Below are 25,499 nucleotides of genomic sequence, written 5' to 3'. Positions count from 1 at the left end.
CGAACCACGCCACTTGAAATCCCATGACGTTCTAGATTCGGCTCAGTATTCGACGGAGGCAGCGCGCCACCCAGGCTTTGCAAAGAGGAGATGCACATCGCTGATGGAGCGCTCGAGGAATCCACCTTCACAGTAGCAAAGATAGAAATTCCAGAGGCGGAGAAACTCCGGTTGATAGCCTAGCGCCGAGATCTGTGAGCCTCTCTCGGACAGATTGTGCTGCCAGGCTCGCAGAGTGAAGGGATAGTGGGCGCCGATGTCTTCCAACTCCACGAGGCTGAGACTGCCGCCTGTTGCAGAGGCTTGAGTCAATGCAGAGACCGAAGGGATGCAGCTTCCGGGAAACATGAAGTGCTGAATGAAATCGACGGACCGCTTGGCCTGTTCGTAAATGCCTTCGTCGATCGTGATGCCTTGAATCAACATCAGCCCGTTGGGCTTCAGCATCCGGCTGCAGACGGCAAAGAATGTTTCGAAGAATTGATAGCCCACCGCTTCGATCATTTCGATCGAGACTAGTTTGTCGAATTGCTGGGTCAGGTGAGGCAGATCGCGGTAGTCCTTCAGTATCACCGTGATACGATCGGTCAGCCCCGCTTCTTCCACCCGTTGAACCGCGACCGTATATTGCTGCTGCGAGATCGTGGTGGTGGTCACGCGGCACCCGTACTGTGAGGCGGCATGGATGGCAAAGCCGCCCCAACCGGTGCCGATTTCCAGCAGATGGTCGCTCGGCAGCAATTGTAACTTTCGGCAGATCCGTTCGTTCTTGGCTCGCGAAGCCTCTGCCAGGGTCGCATCCGGCCGTTCGAAATAGGCACAGGAATACATCATCGTTTCATCAAGCATGAGGCGAAAAAACTCATTGCCCAGATCGTAATGGGCCGCGATGTTTTTCTTGCTGCCTGCTTTCGTGTTGCGATTGAGCCAATGAATGGCCTTGAGTAGAGGCTTGGTGAGCGTCGCGAGTCCTCCTTCTATGCCTGCCAATAGTTCGCGGTTCTGGACGAAGATCCTCACCAATGATGTCAGGTTGTCGCAGGTCCAGAGGCCCCATCGGAACGCATCGGCGACACCGATCGTCCCGCCCAATGCAAGGTCGAGATAGGTATGGGCATCGTGAACCGTGATCGTCGCGTGGAGCGGACAGGCTGCGGTCACGTCACCAAAAGTATGACGCTGATGGCCTTCGACGATGGTGATCGCACCATGGCGGAGCGGTTGCAACCGGAAGAACACCGCTCGTCTGGCGAGGCGATAGAGCCACGCCAGGGCGCGGGAAGGGGATGCTGTCAGGGCCAGGGGAGACTCGATAGTCAGATCGGACGGAGTGGTGGTGTGATTCATGGGTGTGATTGCCTCGTCGCCTCTGGCGACGCCTCCTTCTCTTTCTTCGGATGTGAAAGAAACGGAACTCCCTTGAGCCACAGCTTTAGTGCTTGCCAATGGATGGCTCCGATGACTTGTGCCGTCATCAGGGGATATTGCACGAGTACCTGCGCGAGTGAGGCACTGGAGACCTCCTTCCGCTTCAGCACCATCGTTGCGTCGAAGAACGGTTGGCCGTCACGAAGATTTTCCATATGGATGGCCAGTTGAGTTGTCGGATCGGAAAACCTCCAATCATAGGCCACGTTCATGTCGATGAACGGAGAGATGTGAAACACTTTGTTCAGGCGGTACCGCTTGCGCGATCCCACTGCCAGGTTGTCTTTTGGCCCCAACACGTAACAATGTCTCTCACCCCAGGGCGTATTCGTGATCTCTGCGACAATGGACTCGACGTGATCGCCTGACGAGTCGTAGCAAAAATAGAAGCTGACCGGATTAAAGACATAGCCGAAGTACCGGAGGTGGGAGAGCAGCCTGATGGGACCGGTTGGTCGCAGACCCGTATGTTGTTGCACCAACTCGCGAACCGCGTGATCCAACGGAATAGCTGGATCGCCGAAGTGGTCCCTGCGTTTGAACGAAGCCAAGCCGCTTCGATCGACAGACCAGAGCCAGTGCGGTCTGAACACCGTCGGCAGTTCGTCCAAATCCAGATACATCATGAAGAGCCGGTAGGTGAAGGCATGCGGCACCGGACTGAAGCGACGGTGCCGAACGTTCCCGGTGTAGATACAACTGTTCATGACGACAGATCCTTGCCGAATGGCTTGCAGGCTGCCAACGCGCTCTTCACCCCATCCTCGTGGAATCCAAAGCCCCAGTACGCGCCGCAGTAGGATGTTCTATTGATCCCGCTGATCGCGCCATGCCGCTTCTGCGCCGCAACCGCTTCCGGCGAATAGATCGGATGGTGATAGGTGATACGGCGCAGGATCTTGGCCGGATCGATGGCCCGCGTATGGTTCAAGGTTACGCAGAATTCGTGAGAGGCCGACAGACGCTGGAGCCGATTCATGTGATAGGTCACCACCGCACGATCCGGTTGAGTGGGCAGGAGATGATAGTTCCAGGCAGCCCAGGCCAGTTTCCTGCGAGGCAGGAGCGACGCATCGGTATGCAGCACTGCTTCATTCTCTTGGTAGCGGATAGCGCCCAGGATGTCTTGTTCACTCGGTGAAGGGTCGGCCAGCATCGCGAGCGCCTGATTGCTGTGCGTGCCTATCATCACATGGTCGAACCGGAGCGTCCGCTCGTTTCGACCGGCGAGACGGGTACGGACCTCCACGAAGTCCGGATAGCGGCTGATCGATTCGACCGGCGACTTCAGATGGATGCGATCCCGAAACGACGCAACCAATGTTTCAGCGTAACGCCGCGATCCCCCCTGGACCACGCGCCATGTCGGACGGTGATCGACGGATAACATGCCGTGGTTTTTGAAGAACTGCACCAGGTAGCGGGCAGGAAAGTCCGACATTGTGGCATGGTCGGCGGACCAGATTGCCGCTCCCATGGGCACAATATAGTGGTCGATGAACTCGCTTGAGTAGCGGTTCGCCTCAAGATACGCCTTGAGCGACGGGCCGGGCTCCGGCTGGCGGAGGAGTTCCAACGATTCACGATTGAAGCGGAGGATGTCGCGGATCATGCGATAGAACGACGGCTGGAGAAGATTTCGTCGTTGGGCGAAGAGTGTATTCAGTGACGCGCCGTTGTACTCCAGGCCGGTCCGCTCGCACTTGACACTGAAACTCATGTCGCTCGCCTGCGATTCGACGCCGAGCTTCTTCAGCAGCGCAATGAAATTCGGGTAGGTCCAGTCGTTGAAGACGATGAATCCCGTGTCGATGGCATAGGTCTGGCCATTCAATGTGACATCAATCGTATTCGTGTGTCCTCCGACATACCCGGCGGCCTCGAAGACGGTGATCTCATGATCTCGGTGAAGTAGATAGGCTGCGACCATCCCCGAGATGCCTGTGCCGACAATCGCGATTTTCATACGGTCTTCAGCGCCTCGTTGATCGGGTTCGGACCAAGATTGATTGCAAAAGAGGTCGTCATCGCAGCGACACCCGGGCTGATTCCCTCGTACTGGCGATGAGCGACGACCCGGCTCCCACTCAGGGCTGGTCTGTTAACCCAGAGCGATCACCGTGTCCCATATTTCCCCCATGGCCCACTAGTTCCACTGTTGTGGCACCCTCCGGACTTTGGAGACATCGTAGCCTTCCTTGGTGATGAGCTGCAGGAACCGCTGGTAATCAGCTTCGGAAATCTGCGGTGTTCGTGCCATCAGCCAGACGTAATCGCGTTGTATCCTGCCAATGATGGTCTGGTCGTAGGCATCGTTTACGTAGATAATGCGATAGTCGGACTTGATCGGCCAGATGAATTGCATGCCCCAGACAGCATTCGATTGCCTGTCGATGATATAGCCGGTCGGATGATAGGTTTTGCGCTCCCTCTCAAAGCCGCCCTCGCGGAAGCTAAAGGTAGTGGCCACTGTGCCATCCTGGTCCATGCGATAGGACTCCATGGCGTTGTAGGCATTCGTCTCAATAAAGGTTGGAATATTGGCGATGACATACCAGTCCCCCATGAACCGCTCCAGGTCCACGGTTGTCGCGGTGTGAATGGGTGGTGGGCTGCCGCAGGCTGCGAGTACGAGCAGCATAATGGGCAAGAAGAATGATGGCTTCATAGATGACATGGGGTCCTCACTGGAGCGTATAGCGAAGGGTGTCGCCCTTTTTCGTGGTGGATTGCAGCGCGACCCATCTGCCGTTCAAGGTGTACCAGAGATCGACCGCAAACTTATCCGTAACGATCCGGCGGTGGATGGCTCGCGTCGGGACTCCCTGCACGGGGATCGTCTCTTCACCCACCGCAAGAATCGATACTGGCTGATGTTCGCCGGTCTGCGAATTCAGCAATCGCTCGCCCTTAATCCACTCAGGGTTCCAGTAGGCAAAGGTCTTGATACATCCCTCGCCAATCCAGTTCCCGGCCTGTGTCTGCACCTGCAACTGTCCGTTCCGAACAATTCCGTTCACGAAGAAAGAGTCGCCGTTATCATCCGTCTCCGCGTGAATTTCGCGCAGGCACGTCCCCTTCCATGTTTCGACGTTGGTATGCCGATAGGTGTAGACCGTGATGTACAGGAATTTGACCGTGAACTGCGCGTCTACCTGGACCTGGGTCCGGTCGCCTTCCGAAGAGATGTTAAAGCGCTGGTGTCCGATTTCATCCTTGCCAAGGAAGACCTTGAAGTCATAGGTCTGTGAGGCGGCGCTCCAAGCCTGTTGGGATGCGCTTCCAAGGCACGTCAGGAATCCGAGAAAGGCCACCGCGATACGAAACCCGCTGGTCGCGGAACACGCGCTAATCATGACGTCTATTTCCTGGAATGGAGGCCTGCATACCCTGTTTCGGCGGACCGGGAATGAAGGCATTGGTCCTTGCGATGTAGGCTCGATACGCCGGTCGCCGCTCGACGATGGTCTGCTCCATCAAGGTCACGCCTGAGAATTTCAAGAGCATATATGTGAGGAGCAGGGGCCCCGCGACCGTCCACCAGGCCCCGGCGGGCAGCGCAAAGAGGAAGAAGCCCCACCAGATCAGGCACTCGCCGAAGTAGTTGGGATGCCGTGTGTAGCGCCAGAGTCCGCGGTCCATCACCTTGCCGTGGTTCGCCGGGTCGGCTTTGAACCGTGACAGCTGCCAATCTCCGATACCTTCGAAAATCATGCCGACGGTCCATACCGTCGTCGCCAGTATATCGATGGATCCCGCTTCGACCGGAACGGTAAGAGCCGGCCAGAGGGGCATGGAGATGATCGATGCCAGTCCCGCCTGAAACCAGAAGATGAGGCCAAGACTCTTCAATGCGAAATTGGGTTCGTATTTCTGGCGGATGTCTCGATAACGCCGGTCCTCTGGCTCACCCCAGTTACGATGGATGATATGGGCTGACAGGCGCACGGCCCACAGCACAACCAGCGTCAGGATGAGCGTCGTCCGTCCCGTATAGGGCTCCGCGCCGGTGGCGTACACCGTCGCGGCGGCGAGGAGCATCAAGGCCCATACGCCGTCCACGATGCTCACATCGCGCTTGAGGACGCTGACCACCCATGTCAGGGTCGCCAGACCCAGCGTTGAAACTAGTCCCAAGACATAGAGCGATAGACTCATGATGTCTTCTTCTCCAGCAGACCGGCATAGCCGTCAAAACGAGCCGACAATGCCAGCAGCAGCGGCGTCAGCACCGCCCAGCCAATGGCCAGAGCTAACAGACCCGCGGGCATATTGCCGAATTCCAGCGCGCCTAGGCGGAGGCCACCATAGTAGGCGGCAGGACCCCCGGCAGCTCCAAACACAACTGCGATGACCCAGCGCCCCCTCATCCAACGCAACGAAACATTCAAGAGGGTTGCGAAGAGCCCCCACAACGCCACGATCCAATAGGGGGCAATGTGTTGGATCATGATTCCCGAGGAATATTGAAGCCAGCCCTCCCATACCAACAGGCTGTCGAAGACGAGTCCCAAGGCGAGTGCCAGGAATACCAGCTTGAGCTCCGCCATTGGCAGGGCAGCGCGGAGCACATGCGCGCCCACCACTCCCGTCGTCACCAGCACGCCGATCCAGGGCTTGTGTGCCGCGGCGCTCCACACACACGCAAACCAGCCGATTTGAAAGAGTACGAAGTTGCTCAGGATCATCGTGGTGCTCATCTTCATGAAGCACTCGCCGCTGGTTTTTCGAAGAGATAGTGATTGACCCCCCATTGTCGGCCCTCCTCATAGCCGAACAGCTCGGCACAGGCCATAAAGAAGATACGCCACCGCCCCCACCAGGCTCGCGCGTGGGCCTTGCCGTAGATACGCTCGATCACGGGCCAGAGTGTCTCGCGGGCGGCATCCATATTGGTCAGCCAGGCGTTGGCCGTTTTCTCATAGTGCGTGCCGTCCCACCGCCAGCGGGCCACACAGGCGAGTTGGTCCTGACAGGCCAGCGGCAGGCCAGCGCTGGGCATCATCCCGCCCGTGAAAAATTGACGACTCATCCAGTCGGCAGGCCCTCGGTCTTCGAACAAGTACGAAGTAGCGCGATGCACGAACACGTGCATGAAGAACTGGCCGCCCGGTCTCAGCCATCGTCGGACGCGCGCAAATAGGTCAGGCCAGTTACGCATGTGTTCGAACATTTCTACCGACACCACCCGATCGAATTGCCCGGGGTCGATCTCGAATGTATTCATGTCGCAGGTCAATACCCGAACCCGGTTCTGCAGGCCACGTTCTCTGGCCTGGGCCTCGATGTAAGCCCGCTGCGAGCGGGAATTGGAGACCGCCGTGATACGGCTGTCGGGGTAATGCTCCGCCATCCACAACGTAAGGGACCCCCAACCGCATCCGAGCTCAAGAACCGTCTGCCCGTTCATCAGGCCCGCATGCAGGCAGGACTCACGCAGGCCGGCGGCTTCTGCTTGGGCTAGGGTCGTCGCGTTGGCGGGCCAGAACGCGCTGCTGTATTTCAGGTGAGGCCCGAGGACCTGCCGGAAGAACTCAGCCGGGACCTCGTAGTGCTGATCATTGGCTTTCTCCGGTACCACTGCGATGGGCGCACGACGCATTTCCTCGATAAATCTCATTTCCTGCCGCGCTGCTGCTCGAGCGTCACCTGACCGGATGTCCCGGAGGCGCTGCTTAAGCAATTGCCGAATCCCCCATCGAGTTGCCACGTCCGGAAAGAGCCCCTGTTCGGCCAGGTTTAATACAAGAGGCGTGAGATGTTGCATGGGCTTAACCTCCAACATGGTCCCATGTTCCCTGCACTGTGAAACAGGTTCCATCGTCAAGAGCCACTGATAGCGGAACGGCTAGTCGTCGGATCACCGTGTCGTCGCTCCCCATATCCTTCTATCCTCATGCGATACACGCGCGGTTGGGTCCGCCGTGAGATGTTGTCAGGAAAAGCGCTTCACCTGCTCTGCCAGCATGTTCGCGACAAGTTTCAAATCGAACGGCCAGGCGTAACGCAGTTCGACATCCGGATACAGCGGCCTCAAGTGGTCGAGGATTTCAGGAATTTCCACCTCTGAGTGTGATCCGCCAGGCGTGAACATCGTCGTGGTCACGGTAATGTGGGTCGCGCCCTTCTGGACCAACTCCTCCACCGATGCTTCCAAGGTTGGCGCACAGAACTCATTGTAGGCCACGGCGAATAACACCTCTCCCAGGTTGGCTTTCAACTGAGCCGCCACCGCTTCAAGCCCCGATTGATAGGGGTCCGTCTCCGGGGTCCTCGGCATCTGGCGGATCTTGGTATCCAATTCGATTTCTTCTGCCGAAGGCGGTATCTTTGCGGCACGCCGCTGACCCTCCAGCCGTTTCAGTTTCGTCACGAATTCCTGCGGGCAGCCCTTGGGAATGCCGCCATGACCAACTAAAATCACTCCTCGCATCGTTGCCGCCATCTTGTTGCTCCTCTTGTGTAAACTCGCATCCGTTTTCTTTCACCGTGAATCAGTTGTAGCCTCGAGGTAGTCTTGTAGGTTGGTCTTCCCGTAACGACTCCCCGGGTATACTGTCCGGATGAATCCCGCCACCAGGGCCATCACCTTCTTCACCGCGGGGGTCTTCTCAGGATCTGTGGCAGGCAAGAGCCGAACCGTGATAGCGTTCTCGTGCAATTTGAGCTGTACGAAAAAATTGCACGCAACACCCTGCTCGATCGCGATCGACTCCAGGAGTGCTTCTTTGCCACTTCGTCCCAGGTAGCATTCCTGCACTTTCAGAATATCGGTCCCCGCCCGCTGAATGATCGGCGTGAAGGCCTGGTAAACGCCCTGCAGATCTCCGGCTTCTTCTATGACGACATGTGGCATGGTGGCTCCTCTCTACACATGGTTACGCAACATGAGCTCCTTTGGATGCGGATTGAGATAGACCTGATCGCGAATGTAGCTGACGTCAAAGATCCGGACGTAGTGCTTGATCAGGGTCAGGGGAACCACCAGGGGCGTGAGGCCACGATGATAATCGCCGATCACGACCAACAGTTCAGCTTTTTCCTGAGACCCCAATCGGTCCTTGAAGTAGCCCAGGATATGTTGGAGGACATTCACATGCTTGCGCACCGTTGCCTTCATGGCCAAGGCGTTCATGAACAGTTCGCCATAGCGGGTTGCAAGTTCCTTGGGACGGTACCGCTCCGCTTGACCGACGAGCCGCCCGAGGACTTGGTACTGCTGCGGGCTATGGGCCAACAGCAAATATTTGTGGATCGTGTGGAACTGCACCAGATTCTGCCTCGTGACTCCGCTCTGTACGAGATCCTGCCAGCGGCGGTAACAGAAGATCCGTTCGATAAAATTCTCTCTGAGCGGCGCATCACAAAGCCGCCCTTCCTCCTCGACCGGAATCAGCGGAAACTGCTCGATAAAAGCCCGGGCGAACAGCCCGACTCCATTCCGGTTGGGCATCCCCTGCTCATTGTAGATACGAACCCGCTCCATCCCGCAGCTCGGCGAACCCTTTTTAAAGACATACCCTGAGAGATCCAACTCCTCGAGTTCCTTGATACGATTCTCGGTCATCTTTTCGACCGCGACTGTGTGATCTGTCCCACTCTTGATTGTCACAAGCCGTGGATGATGAGGATCACCAATCAGCCGCATCGCTTCCCTGGGCGCGCCGAGACCGGCTTCTACCTCAGGGCAGACCGGGACCCACTCCACGTATTGAGCCAACACATCGGTCAGAAAACTGTCCCGCTTATGGCCCCCGTCGAACCGGACTTCGTCCCCCAGGAGACAACGGCTGATCCCGAGACGGAGCGCCAGGGTCGTCATTTCGTCACCAGTTGTTTGCCAAGGGCTAAATATTCATCGCGGGCCTGCCGGTGATCCACGATGGGCGAAGGATAGTCTCTGCCAATACGGCACCCGGCTAGAGCCTGTTCGTCCAGAGTCATCAGATGTGGCGCATGAATCCGGTTAGTCGGTACGGCGGCAAGCTCCGGCAGATACTGTCGGACGTAGGCACCGTCCGGATCGAACTTCTTGCTCTGTAGTAGGGGATTGAAAATCCTGTACCCCGGCATGGAATCCGTCCCTGTCGCGGAGGCCCATTGCCAATTGCCGTTATTGGCCGCCAGGTCGGCATCGATGAGTTGCTGCATGAAATAACGCTCCCCACTTTGCCAATCGATGCAAAGATCCTTGATGAGAAACGACGCCACGACCATCCGCACGCGATTATGCATCCAGCCGGTCTGGTTCAGCTGCCGCATGCCTGCATCCACCAGCGGATAACCGGTTCGTCCTTCGCACCAGGCAGCATAGAGACGATTCCGCTCCGCTCCCGCTGGACGGGGCCTGGGCAATCCGTTCTTGCTTCGGAACGGGCCGGAGGCCACTTGTGGAAACGAGGACAAGATTTGCTGGAAAAATTCCCGCCAGATCAATTCATCGATCCAGGTGAGCAGGTCGCGACGCGAGACGGGGCCGCCTGTCGCGAGTGTGCCTAAGGCTGCATGCACGGCGGTCCGTACCGAGAGCGTCCCGAACCGGAACTGTGGAGATAATTTTGATGTTCCGTCGATCGCAGGAAGATTCCGTCCTTCAACATAGCGATGGACAGGACCATCGAGAAACCAGCGGAGCCTCCGCTGTGCCTCCTTCTCTCCCGGCTTGATCCATAAGGGAACGTTCTGATAGCCGAGCTCTTCCACTGTCGGCAGCGCCATGCCGGGTGACGAGGTGCCGGTTCGCTGTTTCCGCAATCTGGCAGGGGAGGGTAGGAGCGGCGGGGGTGCGGCATGCCACTTGGTCCACCATCGGGCGCGATAGGCACTGTATCGCTGCAATGGATCTCCCGTCGACCCTCTGATCTCTTCGGCCTCGAAGACCACATGGTCCTTGAACGTGCGAACGACCACTCCACGAGCCATAAGATCCTGCTGAACTTTCCGATCTCGCAGGATCGACGCCGGTTCATAATCGCGATTCCAGTAGATCGCATCGGCCTTGACGCCGTCGACGAAACGGAGCACCTCTTCGATCTGATCCCCCCGCCGCCATTGTAGAGAAAGGCCTCGCTCGTCCAGGGTCCCGGCCAGCTCTACCAGACAGGAGACCATGAACGTCACGCAAGATGAGCCGAATTGCCCGGAACGCAGGAGGGGATCGTCGAATACAAAGAGCGGAATGACCTCATCGCATTCAGTGCAGGCCGCAGTGAGCGCCGGTTGATCTCGCAGCCGCAGATCCCGTCTGAGCCAGACCACTCCTCTCATCAGTGCGTCTCCTCCGATGCCGGACTGTGCTGCTCCATCATGGTGTACTCATCGGTGAAGAGCGTCCGTCTTTTGATCAGATAGGCCAGAAACAGCATTGTCGTGGCCATGAAGCCCGAGCGGACGGGATGAAAGCCGAACGACAATTGATTCATGGTCTCGCTCACCAGACCGAATCCTGCATAGGCCATGCTCAGGCCCCAGGCCCAGGGTCTGAGCCAGAGGAACCCGTAGCCTATGAGCAGGTGCACGGCAGGGGCGTGGAGCTTCACAAGATAGGACGAGGGGCCGGTCACAGCCATGCCGAACAACTTGAAGGCGTAGGAAGGAAACAGGGCGATGACGATCAGATCGACCGTGCCGAAGATCAGAAAGAGGCCACCCAGTATTTTGATGTCCAGTCCGGCCCGCTTCGCGCGCATCGCAACCTCATAGGTCAGAACACATTGTTCAATCTCGCGCGCTCGTCAGCGCCATGCGTCCGGAATACCGGTCCACCAGGTCTGTGGATGGGCCGTACGCCATTGAGCCTGTTGCTGCCACAACCGTTCTGTTTCGCTCTTGTTCAGTCTGGTCGCCATTGCGGCGCTCACATCTGATTGCTGATGGACACCGGTCTGGATCATTTCCTTCGCCATGCGAGCCAGCCCGCCCGGAGGATCGATCAAGTCCTCCGCATCCTTGTAAGCGAGATTAAGATAGAGCTGTTCTACGGCGACCCACCGCTCTTTTTCGGCGAGATGGTCCAAGTAGGCGTCGATCGCGTGGAACACATAGGTTAAATGGACATAGGCCTCGACGGAGGGAGCGTCGTCGATTTCTTTCTGGCACACCTCCAGCGCCCGACGATAATCGGCTGCCGCCAGATAGATCTGCGCCTTCATCAGGCTGGTCCGTACTGCGCCGGCCTGCTCACCTAAGGCCGGGCTCCCGCCAAGCAGGACCACGAGTCCAAGAACCGCGAGTGTTATCAGGCTGTTGATCATCATGCACTCCTATCGGGCAGGCCCACCATGGGATCCCATCTCGCCTTTATAGAGTTTTTCGCTGGCGATGCGCGTGATCGAGATTTCGCGCATTCCGCCTTCTCCTTTTACCCCCAATTTCACTGCTGTCCCAGCCTCTCCGCGCACCATCTTCACCACCTGCTCATAGGTCTTCCCTGTGACTGCCGCACCGTTCACCGTGAGCACTTCATCTCCATGCTTGAGACCTGATTGCTGGGCGGGACCCTCCGGATGTACATGGGCCACATATAACGAGGCCGGGTCACCGATCCGTTCCGCCCCGACATGCAGCGAGACGCCGATCACGCCGTTCGGGAGGGTGGCGTCGCTTCCGTGCCCATACGGAGCCTGGCCCATTGGCTGGTCAGCCGCTTCAATTCCACCTGCCAACAGAAGGCCCAACATCAATCCTATCGCGACGGGGATGCCTCTGATTCTCATGTCCGTTCCTCCTTGTGAGCTACCAGTGATGTGAGAGTCCAAGCAGGACGAGTCCTGCCACTAACACGAGGGAGTTCAGATAAATAGATCGCTGATGGAGCCGTTTCCATGCGGCCTGAAGATTCGGATCGACGGCGCCAGATTGTTCCTGCTTCTTCAGCAGATCCCTCATGGCATTACTCCGCGGTGTCATCGGCGATCGACAATAGGCTTCGGCCGCCAAAATAATGAGCCAGATCCCGCCCGCCGACTGCAGTGAGGGACTCATACCCTTGAACATGGCCAGCCCACTCAACAAGACCAACCCGAACATGGCGGTTCCCATCCCTAAGGCGTAGTAGGCAGGAAATAGACGGCGGACGACTGTCCCGAACGGATCCCGCTCCAGGCTCTTCGCAAGAATGGGCGCCACGACAAAAGACAACAGCACGACCTTCCCGACCAGAACGGCAATGGCGACCGCATGCAAATACTCAATCAGCGACAGCATCTCCAGCTCCTCTAGGCCTTAGCGAAAATCGCTCGTAGCGCCGGTTCCAACGTCGGATACTGAAAGACGTAGCCCCCTGAGAGGCCCTTCGCCGGATGGACCCGTTGGCCCGTGGTCATGAGTGTCCCCAGCTCACCTAATGCCAGGTGTAACGCGAAGCCCGGCACGGGAAGCCAGGAAGGCCGATGGAGTGTTTGTCCGAGCACCTCGCAGAACCGGTTCATCCTGACTGCCTCTGGCGCCACCGCATTGACGGGACCGGAGATGCTTGGTGTTGCGAGCAGCCATTGGATCAAACCGATGTGATCGCGCCGATGGATCCAGGATACCCATTGCGTGCCCGGCAGGATCGGGCCACCCGCAAAGAGACGGAACGGTAACAACATCTTCGGCAAGGCCCCGCCGTCTTGTTCGAGCACCATTCCGGTCCGCAACATGACGACTCGCACCCCGAACTCCGCAGCTCGCAGCGCCTCCGATTCCCAGGTAAGACATAGATCGGCCAGAAAGCCTTGGCCGCGCGCAGCACCCTCATCCAGAATATGATCGTCGCAGGCTCCGTAGTAGCCGATACCAGAGGCGTTAATCAGCGTACGGGGTTTGGAGGACCGGCGGGATATGGCTACTACTAGCAGGCGAGTGGTGAGGACCCGGCTTAGAGTGAGGAGGCGCTTGCGGGCATCGGTCCAGCGTGCATCAGCAATGGGTGCACCGGCGAGATTGATGACAGCATCGGCCCCTTCGAGAGATTGCTCCCAGGCCCCCGTCTCAGTGCCATTCCACTCGACGGCCGTCACAGCGGAGCTGAACAACCGTTGCGCCTCTTCCTTCCTTCTCGTGAGGAGCGTGACCCGATGCCCCGCCTGAGCGAGCGAGGCACATAAGGGCCGACCGATGAAGCCCGTTCCGCCTGCGACGACAATGTGCATGGCTCATCTCCTTACGCGGTACCGACAATTCGGTAGTCGCCTAGCTGCCTGTCATTCTTATGGCCGCTTCGATGTGGCCCATCCGACATTCCCCGATCGACCCGGAGTGCGTATTTTCTTTGCTTCGTGCCGTACAACAGATCAGGCGTTTGGTTCAATCGGTTCCTGAGAATGACCGGATCGACGACCTCACCACAACTGGTGCAACGCAATCCCGTGACGCCGATTTGACCGGTATCGTCCTGAAGGTCCAGATAATATTCCGTGACCAGCAGCCCCCCACAGCGCATACAGGTTCGGTCGCCGGAAAGCGGGGCGAAGGGTAGAGGATTGTTCGGTCTCCCGCTCGATGCCACTGGAACCCCCGCTGGGGAGCACAAGAGTCAACAGCCTGCTCCTCACCGGATTCGAGGCCTGCCCGATCCGGTCTGACGCCGCACCCCGACAGCCGGTCTCCATACCGCGGCACTTGCCCATAAGCACAACGTTCCCATGGCCCACCAGATCATCTGTTCCATGCGGTTCTCCTTATCGGATTCGTCAGTCTCGCTTTTTCACTCTTGCCGCGAACCTCTTGTGCATACTGAGGAGACAGGTCCCTCCCGATGGAGGGAGCTGTCTGCCTCAGCGGGAGACGCCGTGCGGAGTCGCGGCGCCACCCTGATGGAAACAAGAAACCGGCCTCCGTATTTCTTCGATGCCCCGCTCGTGTCATTGCCTCAGCACATCCACTGTTTACCGCTGCTGGGTCTGGGTTTCGAGACTACGGACACAGCGAAAGCCCGTTCCGTGAGTCTGTAGCGCGAATCCGCCGCGCCCGCGAGCTGTCGTCGTAATGTCCGAGATCGGGCTATGCCAGGATCCGCCGCGAATCGATCGCACGACACCCTTTTTGTCAGGACCCTGAGGATTTCGATCCGGCGCATGCTGGTAATACTCAGGGTCATACCAATCTTGCACCCACTCGCGAGCATTGCCGGACATGTCTTTCACGCCGTAGGGGGAGTCGCCGCCTGGCAAGGACCCGACCGGATGCAAGGTGTGCTCATCCTCCCACTCACGGTCGAAGTTCGCCCGCTTCGATGTCCCTGGTTCATTGCCCCAGGGAAACAGCCGGCCATCGGTGCCGCGAGCGGCCTTCTCCCATTCCGCTTCTGTCGGGAGCCGTTTCTTGGTCCAACTACAATAGGACTTAGCGTCGTACCAGGTGGCCTGCACGACCGGAAGTTGTTCGATACCCTTCACGGATGAGAGCGGGCCGGTGCCATAGGGGTTCGGAGGGCTTCGATGGCCCGTGGTGGCGACGAACGCCAGATACCGTTCATTGGTCACTTCGACCTGATCGATCGCAAACTCGTCGAGGTACACCGATCGCTGCGGCCATTCATCTGCCCGGCCTTTGCCTTCCGGATTCCCCATCAGAAATGCGCCAGCCGGAATCGTCACCATGGAGACCTGGTCGAGCTCCTTGGCCGCCGGCGCAGCTGCCACGACAGGTACAACGGCATAGGCGAGGGCCATCATTGCCACAATACTTCTCCAGCCGGTTTCTCTTCTCCTCAGACCTTGTGTCATTTCTTCTGCTCCTTGCTCCCCTCGATGGCCTTGGTGGTATGGATTTTCACTTGGCGTACGAGCTGCTCCACCTGTTGCCGATCTCCCCGCTCGGCTGCCTCGCGTGCCTGGGGTATCAGGGTCCTGGCTTCATGCAGGTGTTCTTCGATGTCAGCCTGTAACGCAGGGGAGGCCACCGTGCCTCCTAAGGCCGCACGGTGGTACACCTCCCAGGCTTGGTCCACATCATGCTCGGCCTTATGCACCGCCTGTGCATTCTCCGGGTATGGATGCCGGGCAGGATCGATGGGATCTGCCTGTAGGGGGGAGGTCCCGAGTAGTGCGATGAGTACAATTCCTGAAAGGAGAATCTTGTCCTGTGCCATAGCTGCCCCTCCGTCACGATCAAACCATGAGCAAAAACCGTCGCAATATTTCCTCACGACCGCTTCATCGACTGTTCAATCAGCAATCGAAGCTCCAGCAGTTCGAGATTTTTGGGATCGATGGCCAACCCCTTGGCCACCGCCTGCGTCGCCTCCGTAAACCGTTCTCGTCCCATGTCCACCAACGCCGCGATGTAGCTGTCCCTGATCTGCTGTTCGATTTCCGGTGGAGCGCTCTTGGCACAGCGGAAGCCGAGACCCACGCCATAGCTGTTATTGAGTGGGTGATTCCAGAACCGGTGCGTCGCTCTGACGGTCCCTTCGGGCGCGATCCACGATCCGCCACGAATGACGCGCTTTTCACCGACTGTGAGCCGATCTACATAGGTCCCGGTCCCACCGATCCACACGGCCTTTGCCGGACCGGCTGGATTGACCATCGTTTCCAGCCGGTCATAGTAACGCGGGTCGTACCAGTCCGAGACCCACTCGAACACATTGCCCGCCAAGTTGTAGACGCCATAATAACTGACACCTTCAGGATAGGAATCCACCGGCATAGTCGCGTCGTGATTTTTCCCATAGTTGACTTTGGCCGGATCGAAGTCATTGCCCCAGGGATAGAGGCTGGCCTTGGGGCCACGAGCGGCCTTTTCCCATTCCGCTTCCGTTGGAAGCCGCTTCCCGCGATAGGCACAGAACGATTTCGCGTCGTCCCAATTTACGCCGACCACTGGCTGCCCCGGCTTATTCAAGCGAGGATCGTCCCAGTAGGCCGGAGCCGGATGGCCTTTCGTCTTGACGAATTCGCCATAGTCCTTGTTGGAGACTTCGTAGGTATCCATGAGGTATGAATCCAAGAACACCATGTGGGCCGGACCTTCGTCCTGAAATGCCTCAGCGGACTGGGGACCCTTCATTCTCTTGTCATAGGCTGTGGGCTGTTTGCCTGAGCCCACAGGCGCCTGCTTGTCGATTCCCATCACCGATGGCCCTTGTCCGATATAGACCATGTCCTTGGGGATGAGGGATTCTTCGGCATAGCTTGGTCCAGCCAGCATCGTTACGCCCGATACCAGGACCGTCGCCAGTAATGCTCTAGATCGATTCATGTCAGACCTCCTGTCACGACGAGGGTCGGGGGAGGGGGGCGGCAATGCGGTCCCCCTCCCCTGAGTTCTTCAACTATTTCTTCTTCATGCTCTTTTTGATCAGATCGCGAGTCGCCAGGTATTCCTTGTTCCCCGGCTCCGAAGCCAAGGCCTTTTCGATGGAGGCCATCGCATCGGCATTCTTCTCGGCACCCATTGCGACTAATGCCTGAATGAAGGCGTCGTGGCCTGCTTGCATGGCTTCGTCAGACACGGTCTGTGCCGATTTGGCGCAACGGAAGCCCAATCCGACCCCATAGGAATTATTATCAGGCTGATTCCAGAACCGGTGGCTCGTATGGAGCGAGGTTTCCGGCGCGAGCCAGGAGCCGCCGCGCAACACCTTCACGGGGCCTTGATTGGCAAAGTTGTAGCCCTTCTCGGCGCCCTTCGGATTCAGCGCGATGCTGTCCTTGTAGTATTTCTGGTCATACCAGTCCTCCACCCATTCGAAGACGTTCCCCGCCATGTTGTAGACCCCGTAGCCGCTCACTCCCTCGGGGTAGGAATCCACCGGCGTGGTATGGCCGACATTCTGTCCATAGTTGGCTTTCTTGGGATCAAGCATGTGGCCCCATGGATAATGGTTATCGCCTTCCGGACCTTTCGCCGCACGCTCCCATTCTGCTTCCGTGGGAAGCCGCTTCCCATCCCACTTGCAGAAGGCGCTGGCGTCAGTCCAGCTCACACCGACCACCGGCTGATTGGCTTTGCTGAGCCGCGGATCGTCCCAATAGGCCGGAGCCGGGTGACCGCTGGCCTTCATAAACTCCTTGTACCTGGCGTTCGACGCTTCGAACTTGTCGATCAAATAGGCATCGAGTACGACCTGGTGCTTGGCCTCATCTGAATGGTGACTGCTCCCCATGGTGAACTCCCCCTTCGGGATGAGCACCATGTCCTTGTCGCTACCCGGCATGTCCGCTGCTGCCGCGATGGAGATGGCTCCCGCCATCAATACCACCCCTAATCCGACCTGACGCACTGTTTGACTCCGCATGGGAAACCTCCTTGGTTAAACCACGCCGGGATATCCGGCTGCTTAAAAATAACCCTACGACACTGACACTACTCTTACTATGCTGCTCCATGTATCCGGCTTAAGCAACAATCGGCTGGTCCTGTCGAAGCTGCCGGTTACGCCGGATTACGGGATCGATGACCTCACCACATTGGACGCAACGTATCGCAGCAAACTCCGGCTGACCCCTGCTGCCCAGCAAATCTATGCAGCCGTCGCTCACCATGAGTCCCCCGCACCTGCCGCATCTCAATTCCTGTTGGACTGAAGCAGAGATGGCCTGAGTTCCTGGCCGTTCAGCCCCTATTCTCTCCCTCGACATGCTTGCCATAATCACCTCCGTAGGCTGACTGTTCAATGTTTGCAACATGTATGTCTAATGTATAAACCAATTTGTCCAATGTGTCAAGTGTTAATGTAGTTATTATTTGACAAACATTAGACTGTAAGGGTATAGATTTGTATGGGAGTTCGTAAATACGATGAATAATCATAGAATTCACAGAGTTGCAAAACTTACTGGTTTGTCTAGAGATGTAATTCGTGTGTGGGAGCGTCGATTTGACCTCCTGAAACCCACCAGAGGGGCCAATCGGTATCGCAATTATTCTGATGAGGATGTTGCGCTGCTGAGATACCTCAAAGAACAGCTGGATGCTGGAGGTTCGATAGGGGAGTTGTCGAAATTGGGGCGCGAAGAGTTGTTGAGCCGCGCCAGAGCCAGCGCGCCGCAGGTATCATTCGTCGACAATACCTTCAGCCGACTTCTGCGTGAACTCCTGTCCACACTGAGCCCCTTCGATCGTGTGACTTTTGAAAAGCGTTTGAACGGTGCAGTGGCAGTCGTGCCATTTGAGGAAGCGCTTCACGGAATCCTGCTTCCGCTCCAGGAACAGGTAGGAGAGCTCTGGCACGGTGGACAGCTGACCGTGGCCATCGAACATTACGTCACGAAGCAAATCCAACAAAAGATCTTCACGGCCATGAATCAGCTTCCGGTCGCTGAGTTTGGGGCCAAGCTGGTCGTTGCCTGCCCGCCCGGCGAAGAACATGACATTGCCGCGTTGGCAGTGGCCTATCGATGTCGCGTCCGCGGCTGTCGAGTGTACTATCTGGGAGCCAATGTGCCCGTTTCCTCACTGGCAGACCTCTGTGGGAAAGTGAAGCCCGACCTCACGATCCTGTCATTTCCCATCGCCTTGTCCGATGCCACAGCGACAGAGCTGATCCAGGCCCTTACGCATGAGGTCGGTCCTGTCTCAGCCCTGGCTGTCGGCGGACATGGCGCACTCACGTTACGGAATCTCTTCGAGCAATCTCATATTGAGGTCTTGGAGGACTTCGCCGAGTTGGATCACAGGTTGGATCGATTGATGCGGCAGTCCCTCTCCAGGGGAGAGTAAGCAGAGCGATCAGAGCAAACAATACCCGCTCACTATTTTCGCGAGGGAGCCTGCCCTGTTTGTGTGAACCTACGACCAGCAGATGGCTAGGGTGCCGGGACGAAATCGAGGCCGAGCATCAACTTTGGCCCGACAATCAGAGGCGGATTTTAAATGGAGTTGGTGCCGAAGGCGGGATTGTGTCGGAGGGGGTTGCTCAAGTCGTTGATGATTGGGCAATCCCCTTCTCCTCCCGCTCTAGTGGCGGTGTTGGTGAGTTGGTTCTCTTTGTTGCTCGTCGGTTCATTTCTCCCAGGTTTGCCGCTCTTCTTAACACTGGAATAACACCTGTTTCCTCCCCATGTGCACCCCCCCCCTGGGGCCACCCTTGTTCCCCCCACGCTTGCGGCAGGCCAGTGTCTATCAGGTAAAGCCTTATACGTAGCTCTTGGAAAAGAGCTTCGATAATATTTTGAAATTTCAAAAAGGCCTGAGGGAACTTGTGTGATAGTCGTAAGAGGCCTTGTTCGGCAGGCGGGGGCCTCTTTTGGGTCCCTTGGTTGGTACGGCTAAACACACCCACGCCTCACCGAATCCTCAATGCGTGTCTGCGTTCATGGGACCGTGCATAAACATGAAAGATTCGCTTGTCTGATATTTGTGACCGGCCCATACTCTGCCTGCTCATCATACCCTGGGAGCCTTGCGGTGAAAACCATCGTTCTCGTTACCATGTGTCTATTCCTGTTCGGTGGCTGCGCCTCACACGGTACTTGGTCAAAGTCAGACCGTGGAGCATGGGCCAATTTAGACGCACTAATTGGGAGCCACGAACAGGCCTATTATGTAAAGCAATGGGGCGAGCCTGTGTCCCGGCATGAGGTCACGTTTAGCGACGATAATGGAAATGTATCAGCTGATGGGAAAGACCTGCTTTGGCTATGGAAAGCTAACGGCACAGGACTTTCGGACCAAGCAGGGCAAGGGTGGGAGATATACCTCTCGTTCGATAAGCAGCAGTCTTTTCGCAACTGGCGCATTGGTGGGTATCGATCTACATTGACGGTTCCCGACGTGATTGCGGCCACTCGGAAGTTTGAGTATCGGGTTGGGCAAGAACTACTTGGGGAACTGGGTCTTTTGAAAGAGCAGCACGGTATTGCTAGTAACAGATATGACTACCCATCGGCCAATCAGGTAACAAGAGAGATTGACTCAAGGATTGACTCAATGAACGAGCAACACGGCCTCGCGGGTCCAAATTGGCGAGGATGGGCAATTAACAGACTTCAGGACACTGCGCGAGTAGTCGCCGAAGCAACATTTCGTGCAGATAACGCTGCGGGAAATCTCCATGGCAGATTGGCCACAGATACCGAGATCTTTGGATGGCTAGAAGAGCAGTCTAAAGCCACCAATGGATCTAGGCCGCGCCAGAGCTCACCTCAAGGCGCATTTAATTCAGCAATTCCCGACTTAGGACAGAGTGGTCTTCCTGGAAGTGGATTCCTTGGAGGATACAGGCCGAATGCCTATGGGCCAGGTATGAATGCGGATGCGACAGGTAGGCCATTCGTGTGGCAACCTGACTTTGGTGGTCCTGCGCTTGGTCAGATCACGCCGAATGCTTACGGGCCTGGGGTAGGCATGGATGCTACAGGTCGTCCAGTGAGGCCAGCGTGCCCACCAGGGTGGGCGGGACCGTGCTAAAGCTTCTTGAACTTACGGGCAATTCGCCGCCAATCCATATCGGCTATTTGCGCTTCCGCCACTCCCACGGCGGACCGGCCTCGGTTCAACCCACAAGTCGTGACGTAGGGAATAACTTGTATTGATAGACGGGGGGTCTTCTCATTTTCGTTTCTTGGCACGTTTCCCTGTTGTGGGGTCAATATTGAAGATGGCACCAGCCTCAAAGCTCTTATCAAATTGGTCCTGCGCTAAAATTTCACCGTCGGTACTGCCACATGAGGGACATTTCTTTTCTGGGACATTCATGAAGGAATGACCTTATTGCAACAAAAGCAATTGTAGAAATCAGCCATTGGTATTCCTTCTTTTGACTGCTGCGATGACCAGCCAAAGCTATTTGAGTTCGTTGGGAACGCAACTCCCACTCAAGTCTTGAGTGTAGGGGATGTGAATACTCGTGCCAATACCAACCACTAAATCATGCTCAAAACAAATCCACAAATCTCCATAATTCTCATGCCTGTCACCAACTTTAAATGCGTTGAACGATGAACGCGATTGACCAAGGATTCCCCAAACCTCCGCCCTGGTCATATTGCGAACAATGAATTGGCGAATAAGTTTCGTTTTTCCTGTGATAGCCTCCACGGCGGCTAACTTCTTTTTATACAACTCCTCGATATTGCCAAATACAACGGTTCGTTCCTTCCGTAGTTCGCCTGTTGAAGTGATAGGAGCCACGCTGAGGCGGGAATTCAATGCCTGGACTTGCTGCTCCAGTTGTCTGATTTCCTGCTGTTGCCCCTCGATCTTTCCCTGAAGACTCTTATCGGCAAGGATTGCTTTCAATCGCTTTTGAACATCAGCAACATCTACATCCGCTTTGACAGTCAGTGTCAGAGTGTTGTGCCCATTGGTAAAGCCGTAGTCTTCTTTGACGATCTCCACACTTAAGACTGCTGCGGAATATGAAGTAATCTGGTCTCTTGTCAAATCAAAGTTCTTCACTTCAGACGATGATTGGATAAACGAGCCTGCTTGCTCCAAGACCTTCCTCTTGGCAACAAGGAAGCAGAGTTGCCGAGCATCATTCCGACTATCGTTGTCCCCCATCACATAGGTATGAGTCGCCGTGAGGGTCTGAGTTGCAGCAACGGCAACGGTGGGGAGAACAAGTGCAGCCAGGAGGATTATGACGAAGAGGGCGCGCATGTGGTGCAGTATGGCGCGGAGCCCCGAGAGCGTCAAGGCGATACCTCATAGCTGACTTTTTTTGCCGTGGTGCGGGCAGGTAATTTCGTGCCAAGTCCACATAACTGTTCCCCGTTGGAAAATGGGGGGAGGCATTTGACCTGGCCGTGGCACCGAAATCTGTCGAGTGACAAGTTTTCTTGGCGAGGGCAGGACCAGCAGCGTCACAGCAATCTTGATTCAAGCAGGTGGGTTAAGTATTTGAATGGCAAATGTGGCCCGAACGGGGGGGGGATTCGAGTAGCTTAAGGAGCTGACGTTGGCGCAGAAACCTGTGAAATTCACGAAATCCTGCGCCGGGTGCAGCTATACCCGTAAGCTAAAATCGAAAACGAAAATTGATACAACAATTTTCGCTCGCGTTGAAACGAAGGGAGGAATTTCGCAGAGCGGTTCTTTGAAGGCACAAAATAACCTGATTAATTATGTGCAGACAAAACTACTAAACCTCTCCTGACTCAACATTTAACTAAACTGCAAAAATTACCCCCTACATCACCCTCGTCAACACACATCTAATCTACGCACTACCGTAACATTTCTAAAACCCATTCAACAGCATCTCGGTTCTATGACAGCGGGCCTTAACGTATATGAATCGCTACAGCGTGTAGCGGTCGAAAGGGATTGTTATGTCTAAAACAGAAGCATCGTTAGTTGCAGATGAGGTTTCCATCCAGCCTAAGCAGGCTGATGAGATTCTTCCAGTGCGCACCCATGCACAGGGGGGCTTGGACGAATCAATTCATAAAGGCGTTTTTTCTCCGGTGGACATTGGAGTGCTCTACGAAGAGGTGGAAGAGGATGTCCCATGGGTACTCGAAGGATATCTAGCGGAAGGTGTATGGACTCTTCTGGCTGGTCCGCCAAAGCTGGGGAAGACTACTTTTGCCTATGATGCCATCGTAGCAGTTGCTACAGGAAAATCATTCCTGGGGAGAGAGGTGGCCCAAAAGAAGGTGTTGCTCCTGGGCCTTGAAGAGCATAGGCGGGATATTGTCGCTCGGCTAAGACGAAGCGGCGGAGATGAGATATTAGGGCTGGTGAAGGTGATATTTGCTCCATTGCCCTATGACCCAGCAGTGTTCCACGATATGCACTCCTACATCATGCAGGAGAACATCGGTCTAGTTGTCGTGGATACCCTTCATGCTTGGTGGCGTTTGCCGGATGAGAATGACGCTGGACAGGTAAATAAGTATGGACACCCTCTCCTTCAGTTGATTCGTTCAACTAAAGCGGCCTGGTTGGTCCTTGCCCATACGCGGAAGCAAGGTGGGGAGCACGGACAAGAAATTCGTGGGTCGTCAGCACTCGCTGGTTTGCTTGATATCGCCATCTCTATGAAACGCACAGGGGGAGTCAATCAGCAACGTTCGCTTGAGGCCATTTCTAGGTACGCGGATTCTCCCATAAAACTTATCGTTCAGAAGGGAGAGGACGGCTATGAGGTCCTCGGCACACCTGACGAAGTGTCAACTAAAGCAAAAGCCGAGAAATTTGGGGCAGCTCTTACGGAGAACGATCAGTCCACGGAGGAACTGATAAAGGCAACAGGTCTGTCAAAGCAGGACATAGCAAGAGCTTCTGCAACACTCAAGGATGGAGTTCTTCGTACAGGGAAAGGTTGTAAGGGATCCCCGTACTGCTACCGCCGGAATTCGATTCATCCAACTTCGGAGCCTAACCCTGAGCCCTTGGACAAATCGAAAGAGCAACTCGAACCAGTGGCTGGATAATGCCTGTGTAAGACGAAGGCGAGCGACGCCTTGCAAAGCGAGCCGAGGCTCTTCTCTTCCGCCCCGAAGGGGCCATAGCTTAGGAACTTTGGAGGTAAGACAACAGAACGATAGCGATAGCTCAAGAAAATTGCATTCCATAACCGAGCCCTAGGGAATCTAGGCTTCACGATATCTATATAGAATTCGTGAGCCTGCCCTAGGATTTTTCATTTCAGGAGGCTGTTTATGAAGCATCTAACACCTGTTCAGTCTATCCGTGCCAAGTGTCTTGACTGTAGCTGTCAGCAACCCAAGGAAGTGCGGCTGTGTCCCGTGACTATGTGCGCCCTGTGGCCGTATCGACTAGGCAAGCGTCCGGTAAAGGGGCTCGCAGTTCATGCGGAGGACTGAGGTTGCCACGGCCAAAAAGAAAAGTGACAGGTCGTGATGATAAACCTTAAGAATCAGCAGTTTACGCGCATATCCAGGGTGGGGGTAGCGTGGAGATAAGGGGGGCGATGTTATCAAGAAAACTTTTAAACGTGAAAGAAGTAAGCGGCTATACCGGATTGGCCCCTGACACCATCTACACGATGGTCAGCCAGAGGCGGATTCCCCATGTGAAACTGGGGCGGTTGGTCAAGTTCGATCTGGAGTTGTTGGACAAGTGGCTCAAGCAACAAACAGTCATGCCGATGCCCTCAAAATGAACCTGAGTCCCATTGACAACTGTTCCGATATGGCAGAACATGGCCCGATGCTACGGTTACGGGAAATTCGAGAAGGAAAGGGGGTGAGTTTACGGGCGCTCAAGAAAGCGTCCGGTGTGGCGGTGTCCTCGTTGGCACAGTTTGAAGCAGGGAAAGGGGACCCGCAATTGAGCACGTTGCGGAGGTTGGCGAAGGCTCTCAGCGTGACCGTAGCAGAGTTGATAGGGGAACAGTCCATTAAGAAGAAAGGGGGCTGAGTCTATGGGACTCACGAAGCGGAAGGACGGCTATTATGTCGAGTTCCGTGTCTTGGATAACGGCAAGACGCTCTCGTTGGCGTCCGGCATCCACGGTGCGAAACTCACGCGGTGGAAAGTGGGATGCGCCAACAAGACGATTGCCCACCAGCACGAGGCCATCATTAAGACCAAGCTGCTGTCAGGGGGCATGTTGAGTGAACGTGTCCAAGACACGGTGATGACGTTGGGAGAATGGGCAAAAGAGTACAAGGCCATTGAGGAAGTGTCACGGCTTCGCTCCTTCAAGGAACGGTGCCAGCGGATCGATAAGGTGATTGTCCCGTTCTTTGGGAGCCACCGGCTCCTCCAGGATCTGGCGGCAAAGGACGTGGAAGCTTTTCGGCAGGAACAGGGAAAAAGTCGGGCGGTGGCGACGGTCAATGTGGACCATAGCTACCTCAAGCACATGCTCAAGCAGGCCATGAGGCGGGATCTTGTGACGCGCAATGTGGCGTCCCTGGTGTCAGCCCCAAAGCCCAAGAACGCACGGAGTCGAGTGCTAGAGCCTGAGGAATGGTCACGGCTCTATGGGGCTGCGTCAGCGTGGTTTAAGCCTGTGTTGCTGACAGGCTACCATACGGGAATGCGATTGGAAGAGATTCTCACCCTGACGTGGGATCGTGTGGACTTGTCTGACGTCAATTAGAATTGATGGTTGGCGACAATTAGAACTGTGGGGTCCGTCCTCCGGGTTAGGGAGCCTTCCGGGCTCCGTCGATGCCGTCATGGTTCGCGTTCATTCCCAGGGCCCGCTTCAGGTCAGGCTCCTT

The 25,499-nt window shown here is 56.2% G+C and carries 29 protein-coding genes; 6 read left to right on the top strand and 23 right to left on the bottom strand.

What is annotated here, in order from left to right; all coding sequences use genetic code 11:
• Nucleotides 1-42: 42 nt before the first annotated feature.
• From Q8N00_14765 to Q8N00_14660, 22 genes are all read right to left on the bottom strand, one after another.
• Nucleotides 43-1,347 (bottom strand): cyclopropane-fatty-acyl-phospholipid synthase family protein, encoded by a 1,305-nt coding sequence (locus tag Q8N00_14765; protein MDP2384057.1) that lies wholly within the window; start codon nt 1,345-1,347, stop codon nt 43-45.
• Nucleotides 1,344-2,135: a DUF1365 domain-containing protein gene (locus Q8N00_14760; GenBank protein MDP2384056.1), complete on the bottom strand. Its 792-nt coding sequence runs from the start codon at nt 2,133-2,135 to the stop codon at nt 1,344-1,346. The genes Q8N00_14765 and Q8N00_14760 overlap by 4 nt, the downstream gene beginning before the upstream one ends.
• Entirely contained in the window at nt 2,132-3,394 is a 1,263-nt protein-coding gene (locus Q8N00_14755) for an FAD-dependent oxidoreductase (protein MDP2384055.1), read from the bottom strand. Before Q8N00_14755 ends, Q8N00_14760 begins: the two co-directional genes overlap by 4 nt.
• A gap of 180 nt (nt 3,395-3,574) precedes the next feature.
• Nucleotides 3,575-4,096 (bottom strand): lipocalin family protein, encoded by a 522-nt coding sequence (locus Q8N00_14750; protein MDP2384054.1) that lies wholly within the window; start codon nt 4,094-4,096, stop codon nt 3,575-3,577.
• 16 nt (nt 4,097-4,112) lie between these two features.
• Complete coding sequence (locus tag Q8N00_14745; protein ID MDP2384053.1) at nt 4,113-4,784, bottom strand: DUF6134 family protein; 672 nt, start codon at nt 4,782-4,784, stop codon at nt 4,113-4,115.
• On the bottom strand, nt 4,777-5,589 hold the full coding sequence (locus Q8N00_14740; GenBank protein MDP2384052.1) for a DUF1295 domain-containing protein: 813 nt from the start codon (nt 5,587-5,589) through the stop codon (nt 4,777-4,779). Before Q8N00_14740 ends, Q8N00_14745 begins: the two co-directional genes overlap by 8 nt.
• A complete protein-coding gene (locus Q8N00_14735; protein ID MDP2384051.1) occupies nt 5,583-6,134 on the bottom strand; it encodes a DUF2878 domain-containing protein in 552 nt (183 codons plus the stop codon). The genes Q8N00_14740 and Q8N00_14735 overlap by 7 nt, the downstream gene beginning before the upstream one ends.
• On the bottom strand, nt 6,131-7,213 hold the full coding sequence (locus Q8N00_14730) for a cyclopropane-fatty-acyl-phospholipid synthase family protein (protein MDP2384050.1): 1,083 nt from the start codon (nt 7,211-7,213) through the stop codon (nt 6,131-6,133). Before Q8N00_14730 ends, Q8N00_14735 begins: the two co-directional genes overlap by 4 nt.
• A gap of 150 nt (nt 7,214-7,363) precedes the next feature.
• The gene (locus Q8N00_14725) at nt 7,364-7,873 is read right to left on the bottom strand and encodes a CbiX/SirB N-terminal domain-containing protein (protein MDP2384049.1); all 510 of its coding nucleotides are present in this window, start codon (nt 7,871-7,873) and stop codon (nt 7,364-7,366) included.
• A gap of 39 nt (nt 7,874-7,912) precedes the next feature.
• Nucleotides 7,913-8,284 (bottom strand): hypothetical protein, encoded by a 372-nt coding sequence (locus Q8N00_14720; protein ID MDP2384048.1) that lies wholly within the window; start codon nt 8,282-8,284, stop codon nt 7,913-7,915.
• A 12-nt stretch (nt 8,285-8,296) separates the two neighbouring features.
• On the bottom strand, nt 8,297-9,250 hold the full coding sequence (locus Q8N00_14715) for a DUF523 and DUF1722 domain-containing protein (protein ID MDP2384047.1): 954 nt from the start codon (nt 9,248-9,250) through the stop codon (nt 8,297-8,299).
• Nucleotides 9,247-10,695, bottom strand: a complete 1,449-nt coding sequence (locus Q8N00_14710) for a deoxyribodipyrimidine photo-lyase (GenBank protein MDP2384046.1) — start codon at nt 10,693-10,695, stop codon at nt 9,247-9,249. The genes Q8N00_14715 and Q8N00_14710 overlap by 4 nt, the downstream gene beginning before the upstream one ends.
• On the bottom strand, nt 10,695-11,117 hold the full coding sequence (locus Q8N00_14705) for a hypothetical protein (protein MDP2384045.1): 423 nt from the start codon (nt 11,115-11,117) through the stop codon (nt 10,695-10,697). Before Q8N00_14705 ends, Q8N00_14710 begins: the two co-directional genes overlap by 1 nt.
• Nucleotides 11,118-11,162: 45 nt before the next feature.
• Nucleotides 11,163-11,684 carry a hypothetical protein gene (locus Q8N00_14700; protein ID MDP2384044.1) on the bottom strand — a complete coding sequence of 174 codons (522 nt, stop codon included), beginning with the start codon at nt 11,682-11,684 and terminating at the stop codon, nt 11,163-11,165.
• A 6-nt stretch (nt 11,685-11,690) separates the two neighbouring features.
• Nucleotides 11,691-12,143 (bottom strand): PDZ domain-containing protein, encoded by a 453-nt coding sequence (locus Q8N00_14695; GenBank protein ID MDP2384043.1) that lies wholly within the window; start codon nt 12,141-12,143, stop codon nt 11,691-11,693.
• Nucleotides 12,144-12,162: 19 nt separating this feature from the next.
• Nucleotides 12,163-12,633 (bottom strand): DUF4149 domain-containing protein, encoded by a 471-nt coding sequence (locus Q8N00_14690; protein ID MDP2384042.1) that lies wholly within the window; start codon nt 12,631-12,633, stop codon nt 12,163-12,165.
• An 11-nt stretch (nt 12,634-12,644) separates the two neighbouring features.
• Nucleotides 12,645-13,562, bottom strand: a complete 918-nt coding sequence (locus Q8N00_14685) for a TIGR01777 family oxidoreductase (protein MDP2384041.1) — start codon at nt 13,560-13,562, stop codon at nt 12,645-12,647.
• Between the two features lie 11 nt (nt 13,563-13,573).
• Entirely contained in the window at nt 13,574-13,852 is a 279-nt protein-coding gene (locus tag Q8N00_14680; protein MDP2384040.1) for a hypothetical protein, read from the bottom strand.
• A 445-nt stretch (nt 13,853-14,297) separates the two neighbouring features.
• Nucleotides 14,298-15,137, bottom strand: coding sequence for an SUMF1/EgtB/PvdO family nonheme iron enzyme (locus tag Q8N00_14675; protein MDP2384039.1), 840 nt, complete (start codon nt 15,135-15,137; stop codon nt 14,298-14,300).
• Entirely contained in the window at nt 15,134-15,502 is a 369-nt protein-coding gene (locus tag Q8N00_14670; protein ID MDP2384038.1) for a hypothetical protein, read from the bottom strand. Before Q8N00_14670 ends, Q8N00_14675 begins: the two co-directional genes overlap by 4 nt.
• Before the next feature lie 53 nt (nt 15,503-15,555).
• Nucleotides 15,556-16,614 carry an SUMF1/EgtB/PvdO family nonheme iron enzyme gene (locus Q8N00_14665; GenBank protein ID MDP2384037.1) on the bottom strand — a complete coding sequence of 353 codons (1,059 nt, stop codon included), beginning with the start codon at nt 16,612-16,614 and terminating at the stop codon, nt 15,556-15,558.
• Between the two features lie 73 nt (nt 16,615-16,687).
• Complete coding sequence (locus tag Q8N00_14660) at nt 16,688-17,653, bottom strand: SUMF1/EgtB/PvdO family nonheme iron enzyme (GenBank protein ID MDP2384036.1); 966 nt, start codon at nt 17,651-17,653, stop codon at nt 16,688-16,690.
• Between the two features lie 79 nt (nt 17,654-17,732).
• On the opposite strand from Q8N00_14660, the gene Q8N00_14655 reads away from it, so the two are divergent.
• Together Q8N00_14655 and Q8N00_14650 are read left to right on the top strand one after the other, a co-directional pair.
• Nucleotides 17,733-17,942: a hypothetical protein gene (locus Q8N00_14655; GenBank protein MDP2384035.1), complete on the top strand. Its 210-nt coding sequence runs from the start codon at nt 17,733-17,735 to the stop codon at nt 17,940-17,942.
• Between the two features lie 214 nt (nt 17,943-18,156).
• Nucleotides 18,157-19,077, top strand: coding sequence for a MerR family transcriptional regulator (locus Q8N00_14650; protein ID MDP2384034.1), 921 nt, complete (start codon nt 18,157-18,159; stop codon nt 19,075-19,077).
• A gap of 2,064 nt (nt 19,078-21,141) precedes the next feature.
• On the opposite strand, the gene Q8N00_14645 is transcribed toward Q8N00_14650, so the two are convergent.
• A complete protein-coding gene (locus Q8N00_14645; GenBank protein ID MDP2384033.1) occupies nt 21,142-21,996 on the bottom strand; it encodes a hypothetical protein in 855 nt (284 codons plus the stop codon).
• Nucleotides 21,997-22,631: 635 nt separating this feature from the next.
• On the opposite strand from Q8N00_14645, the gene Q8N00_14640 reads away from it, so the two are divergent.
• From Q8N00_14640 to Q8N00_14625, 4 genes are all read left to right on the top strand, one after another.
• Nucleotides 22,632-23,738 carry an AAA family ATPase gene (locus Q8N00_14640; GenBank protein MDP2384032.1) on the top strand — a complete coding sequence of 369 codons (1,107 nt, stop codon included), beginning with the start codon at nt 22,632-22,634 and terminating at the stop codon, nt 23,736-23,738.
• 500 nt (nt 23,739-24,238) lie between these two features.
• On the top strand, nt 24,239-24,430 hold the full coding sequence (locus Q8N00_14635) for a helix-turn-helix domain-containing protein (GenBank protein ID MDP2384031.1): 192 nt from the start codon (nt 24,239-24,241) through the stop codon (nt 24,428-24,430).
• 29 nt (nt 24,431-24,459) lie between these two features.
• The gene (locus Q8N00_14630; protein MDP2384030.1) at nt 24,460-24,687 is read left to right on the top strand and encodes a helix-turn-helix transcriptional regulator; all 228 of its coding nucleotides are present in this window, start codon (nt 24,460-24,462) and stop codon (nt 24,685-24,687) included.
• A gap of 4 nt (nt 24,688-24,691) precedes the next feature.
• Nucleotides 24,692-25,375, top strand: coding sequence for a hypothetical protein (locus Q8N00_14625; protein ID MDP2384029.1), 684 nt, complete (start codon nt 24,692-24,694; stop codon nt 25,373-25,375).
• Nucleotides 25,376-25,499: the final 124 nt, after the last annotated feature.

The sequence above is a fragment of the Nitrospirota bacterium genome (assembly GCA_030684575.1).
Classification (GTDB): Bacteria; Nitrospirota; Nitrospiria; order Nitrospirales; family Nitrospiraceae; genus Palsa-1315.
This window is presented reverse-complemented; position numbering and strand designations above follow the sequence as displayed.

Coding starts and splice junctions, on each gene's coding strand:
- Q8N00_14715 (MDP2384047.1), bottom strand. CDS start 9,250: ATGACGACCCTGGCGCTCCGTCTCGGGATCAGCCGTTGTCTCCTGGGG.
- Q8N00_14690 (MDP2384042.1), bottom strand. CDS start 12,633: ATGCTGTCGCTGATTGAGTATTTGCATGCGGTCGCCATTGCCGTTCTG.
- Q8N00_14730 (MDP2384050.1), bottom strand. CDS start 7,213: ATGTTGGAGGTTAAGCCCATGCAACATCTCACGCCTCTTGTATTAAAC.
- Q8N00_14735 (MDP2384051.1), bottom strand. CDS start 6,134: ATGAAGATGAGCACCACGATGATCCTGAGCAACTTCGTACTCTTTCAA.
- Q8N00_14660 (MDP2384036.1), bottom strand. CDS start 17,653: ATGCGGAGTCAAACAGTGCGTCAGGTCGGATTAGGGGTGGTATTGATG.
- Q8N00_14755 (MDP2384055.1), bottom strand. CDS start 3,394: ATGAAAATCGCGATTGTCGGCACAGGCATCTCGGGGATGGTCGCAGCC.
- Q8N00_14745 (MDP2384053.1), bottom strand. CDS start 4,784: ATGATTAGCGCGTGTTCCGCGACCAGCGGGTTTCGTATCGCGGTGGCC.
- Q8N00_14705 (MDP2384045.1), bottom strand. CDS start 11,117: ATGCGCGCGAAGCGGGCCGGACTGGACATCAAAATACTGGGTGGCCTC.
- Q8N00_14670 (MDP2384038.1), bottom strand. CDS start 15,502: ATGGCACAGGACAAGATTCTCCTTTCAGGAATTGTACTCATCGCACTA.
- Q8N00_14765 (MDP2384057.1), bottom strand. CDS start 1,347: ATGAATCACACCACCACTCCGTCCGATCTGACTATCGAGTCTCCCCTG.
- Q8N00_14655 (MDP2384035.1), top strand. CDS start 17,733: ATGCTGCTCCATGTATCCGGCTTAAGCAACAATCGGCTGGTCCTGTCG.
- Q8N00_14680 (MDP2384040.1), bottom strand. CDS start 13,852: ATGCGCTGTGGGGGGCTGCTGGTCACGGAATATTATCTGGACCTTCAG.
- Q8N00_14685 (MDP2384041.1), bottom strand. CDS start 13,562: ATGCACATTGTCGTCGCAGGCGGAACGGGCTTCATCGGTCGGCCCTTA.
- Q8N00_14630 (MDP2384030.1), top strand. CDS start 24,460: ATGGCAGAACATGGCCCGATGCTACGGTTACGGGAAATTCGAGAAGGA.
- Q8N00_14750 (MDP2384054.1), bottom strand. CDS start 4,096: ATGAAGCCATCATTCTTCTTGCCCATTATGCTGCTCGTACTCGCAGCC.
- Q8N00_14625 (MDP2384029.1), top strand. CDS start 24,692: ATGGGACTCACGAAGCGGAAGGACGGCTATTATGTCGAGTTCCGTGTC.
- Q8N00_14700 (MDP2384044.1), bottom strand. CDS start 11,684: ATGATGATCAACAGCCTGATAACACTCGCGGTTCTTGGACTCGTGGTC.
- Q8N00_14650 (MDP2384034.1), top strand. CDS start 18,157: ATGAATAATCATAGAATTCACAGAGTTGCAAAACTTACTGGTTTGTCT.
- Q8N00_14695 (MDP2384043.1), bottom strand. CDS start 12,143: ATGAGAATCAGAGGCATCCCCGTCGCGATAGGATTGATGTTGGGCCTT.
- Q8N00_14665 (MDP2384037.1), bottom strand. CDS start 16,614: ATGAATCGATCTAGAGCATTACTGGCGACGGTCCTGGTATCGGGCGTA.
- Q8N00_14640 (MDP2384032.1), top strand. CDS start 22,632: ATGTCTAAAACAGAAGCATCGTTAGTTGCAGATGAGGTTTCCATCCAG.
- Q8N00_14760 (MDP2384056.1), bottom strand. CDS start 2,135: ATGAACAGTTGTATCTACACCGGGAACGTTCGGCACCGTCGCTTCAGT.
- Q8N00_14635 (MDP2384031.1), top strand. CDS start 24,239: ATGTTATCAAGAAAACTTTTAAACGTGAAAGAAGTAAGCGGCTATACC.
- Q8N00_14675 (MDP2384039.1), bottom strand. CDS start 15,137: ATGACACAAGGTCTGAGGAGAAGAGAAACCGGCTGGAGAAGTATTGTG.
- Q8N00_14720 (MDP2384048.1), bottom strand. CDS start 8,284: ATGCCACATGTCGTCATAGAAGAAGCCGGAGATCTGCAGGGCGTTTAC.
- Q8N00_14725 (MDP2384049.1), bottom strand. CDS start 7,873: ATGGCGGCAACGATGCGAGGAGTGATTTTAGTTGGTCATGGCGGCATT.
- Q8N00_14710 (MDP2384046.1), bottom strand. CDS start 10,695: ATGAGAGGAGTGGTCTGGCTCAGACGGGATCTGCGGCTGCGAGATCAA.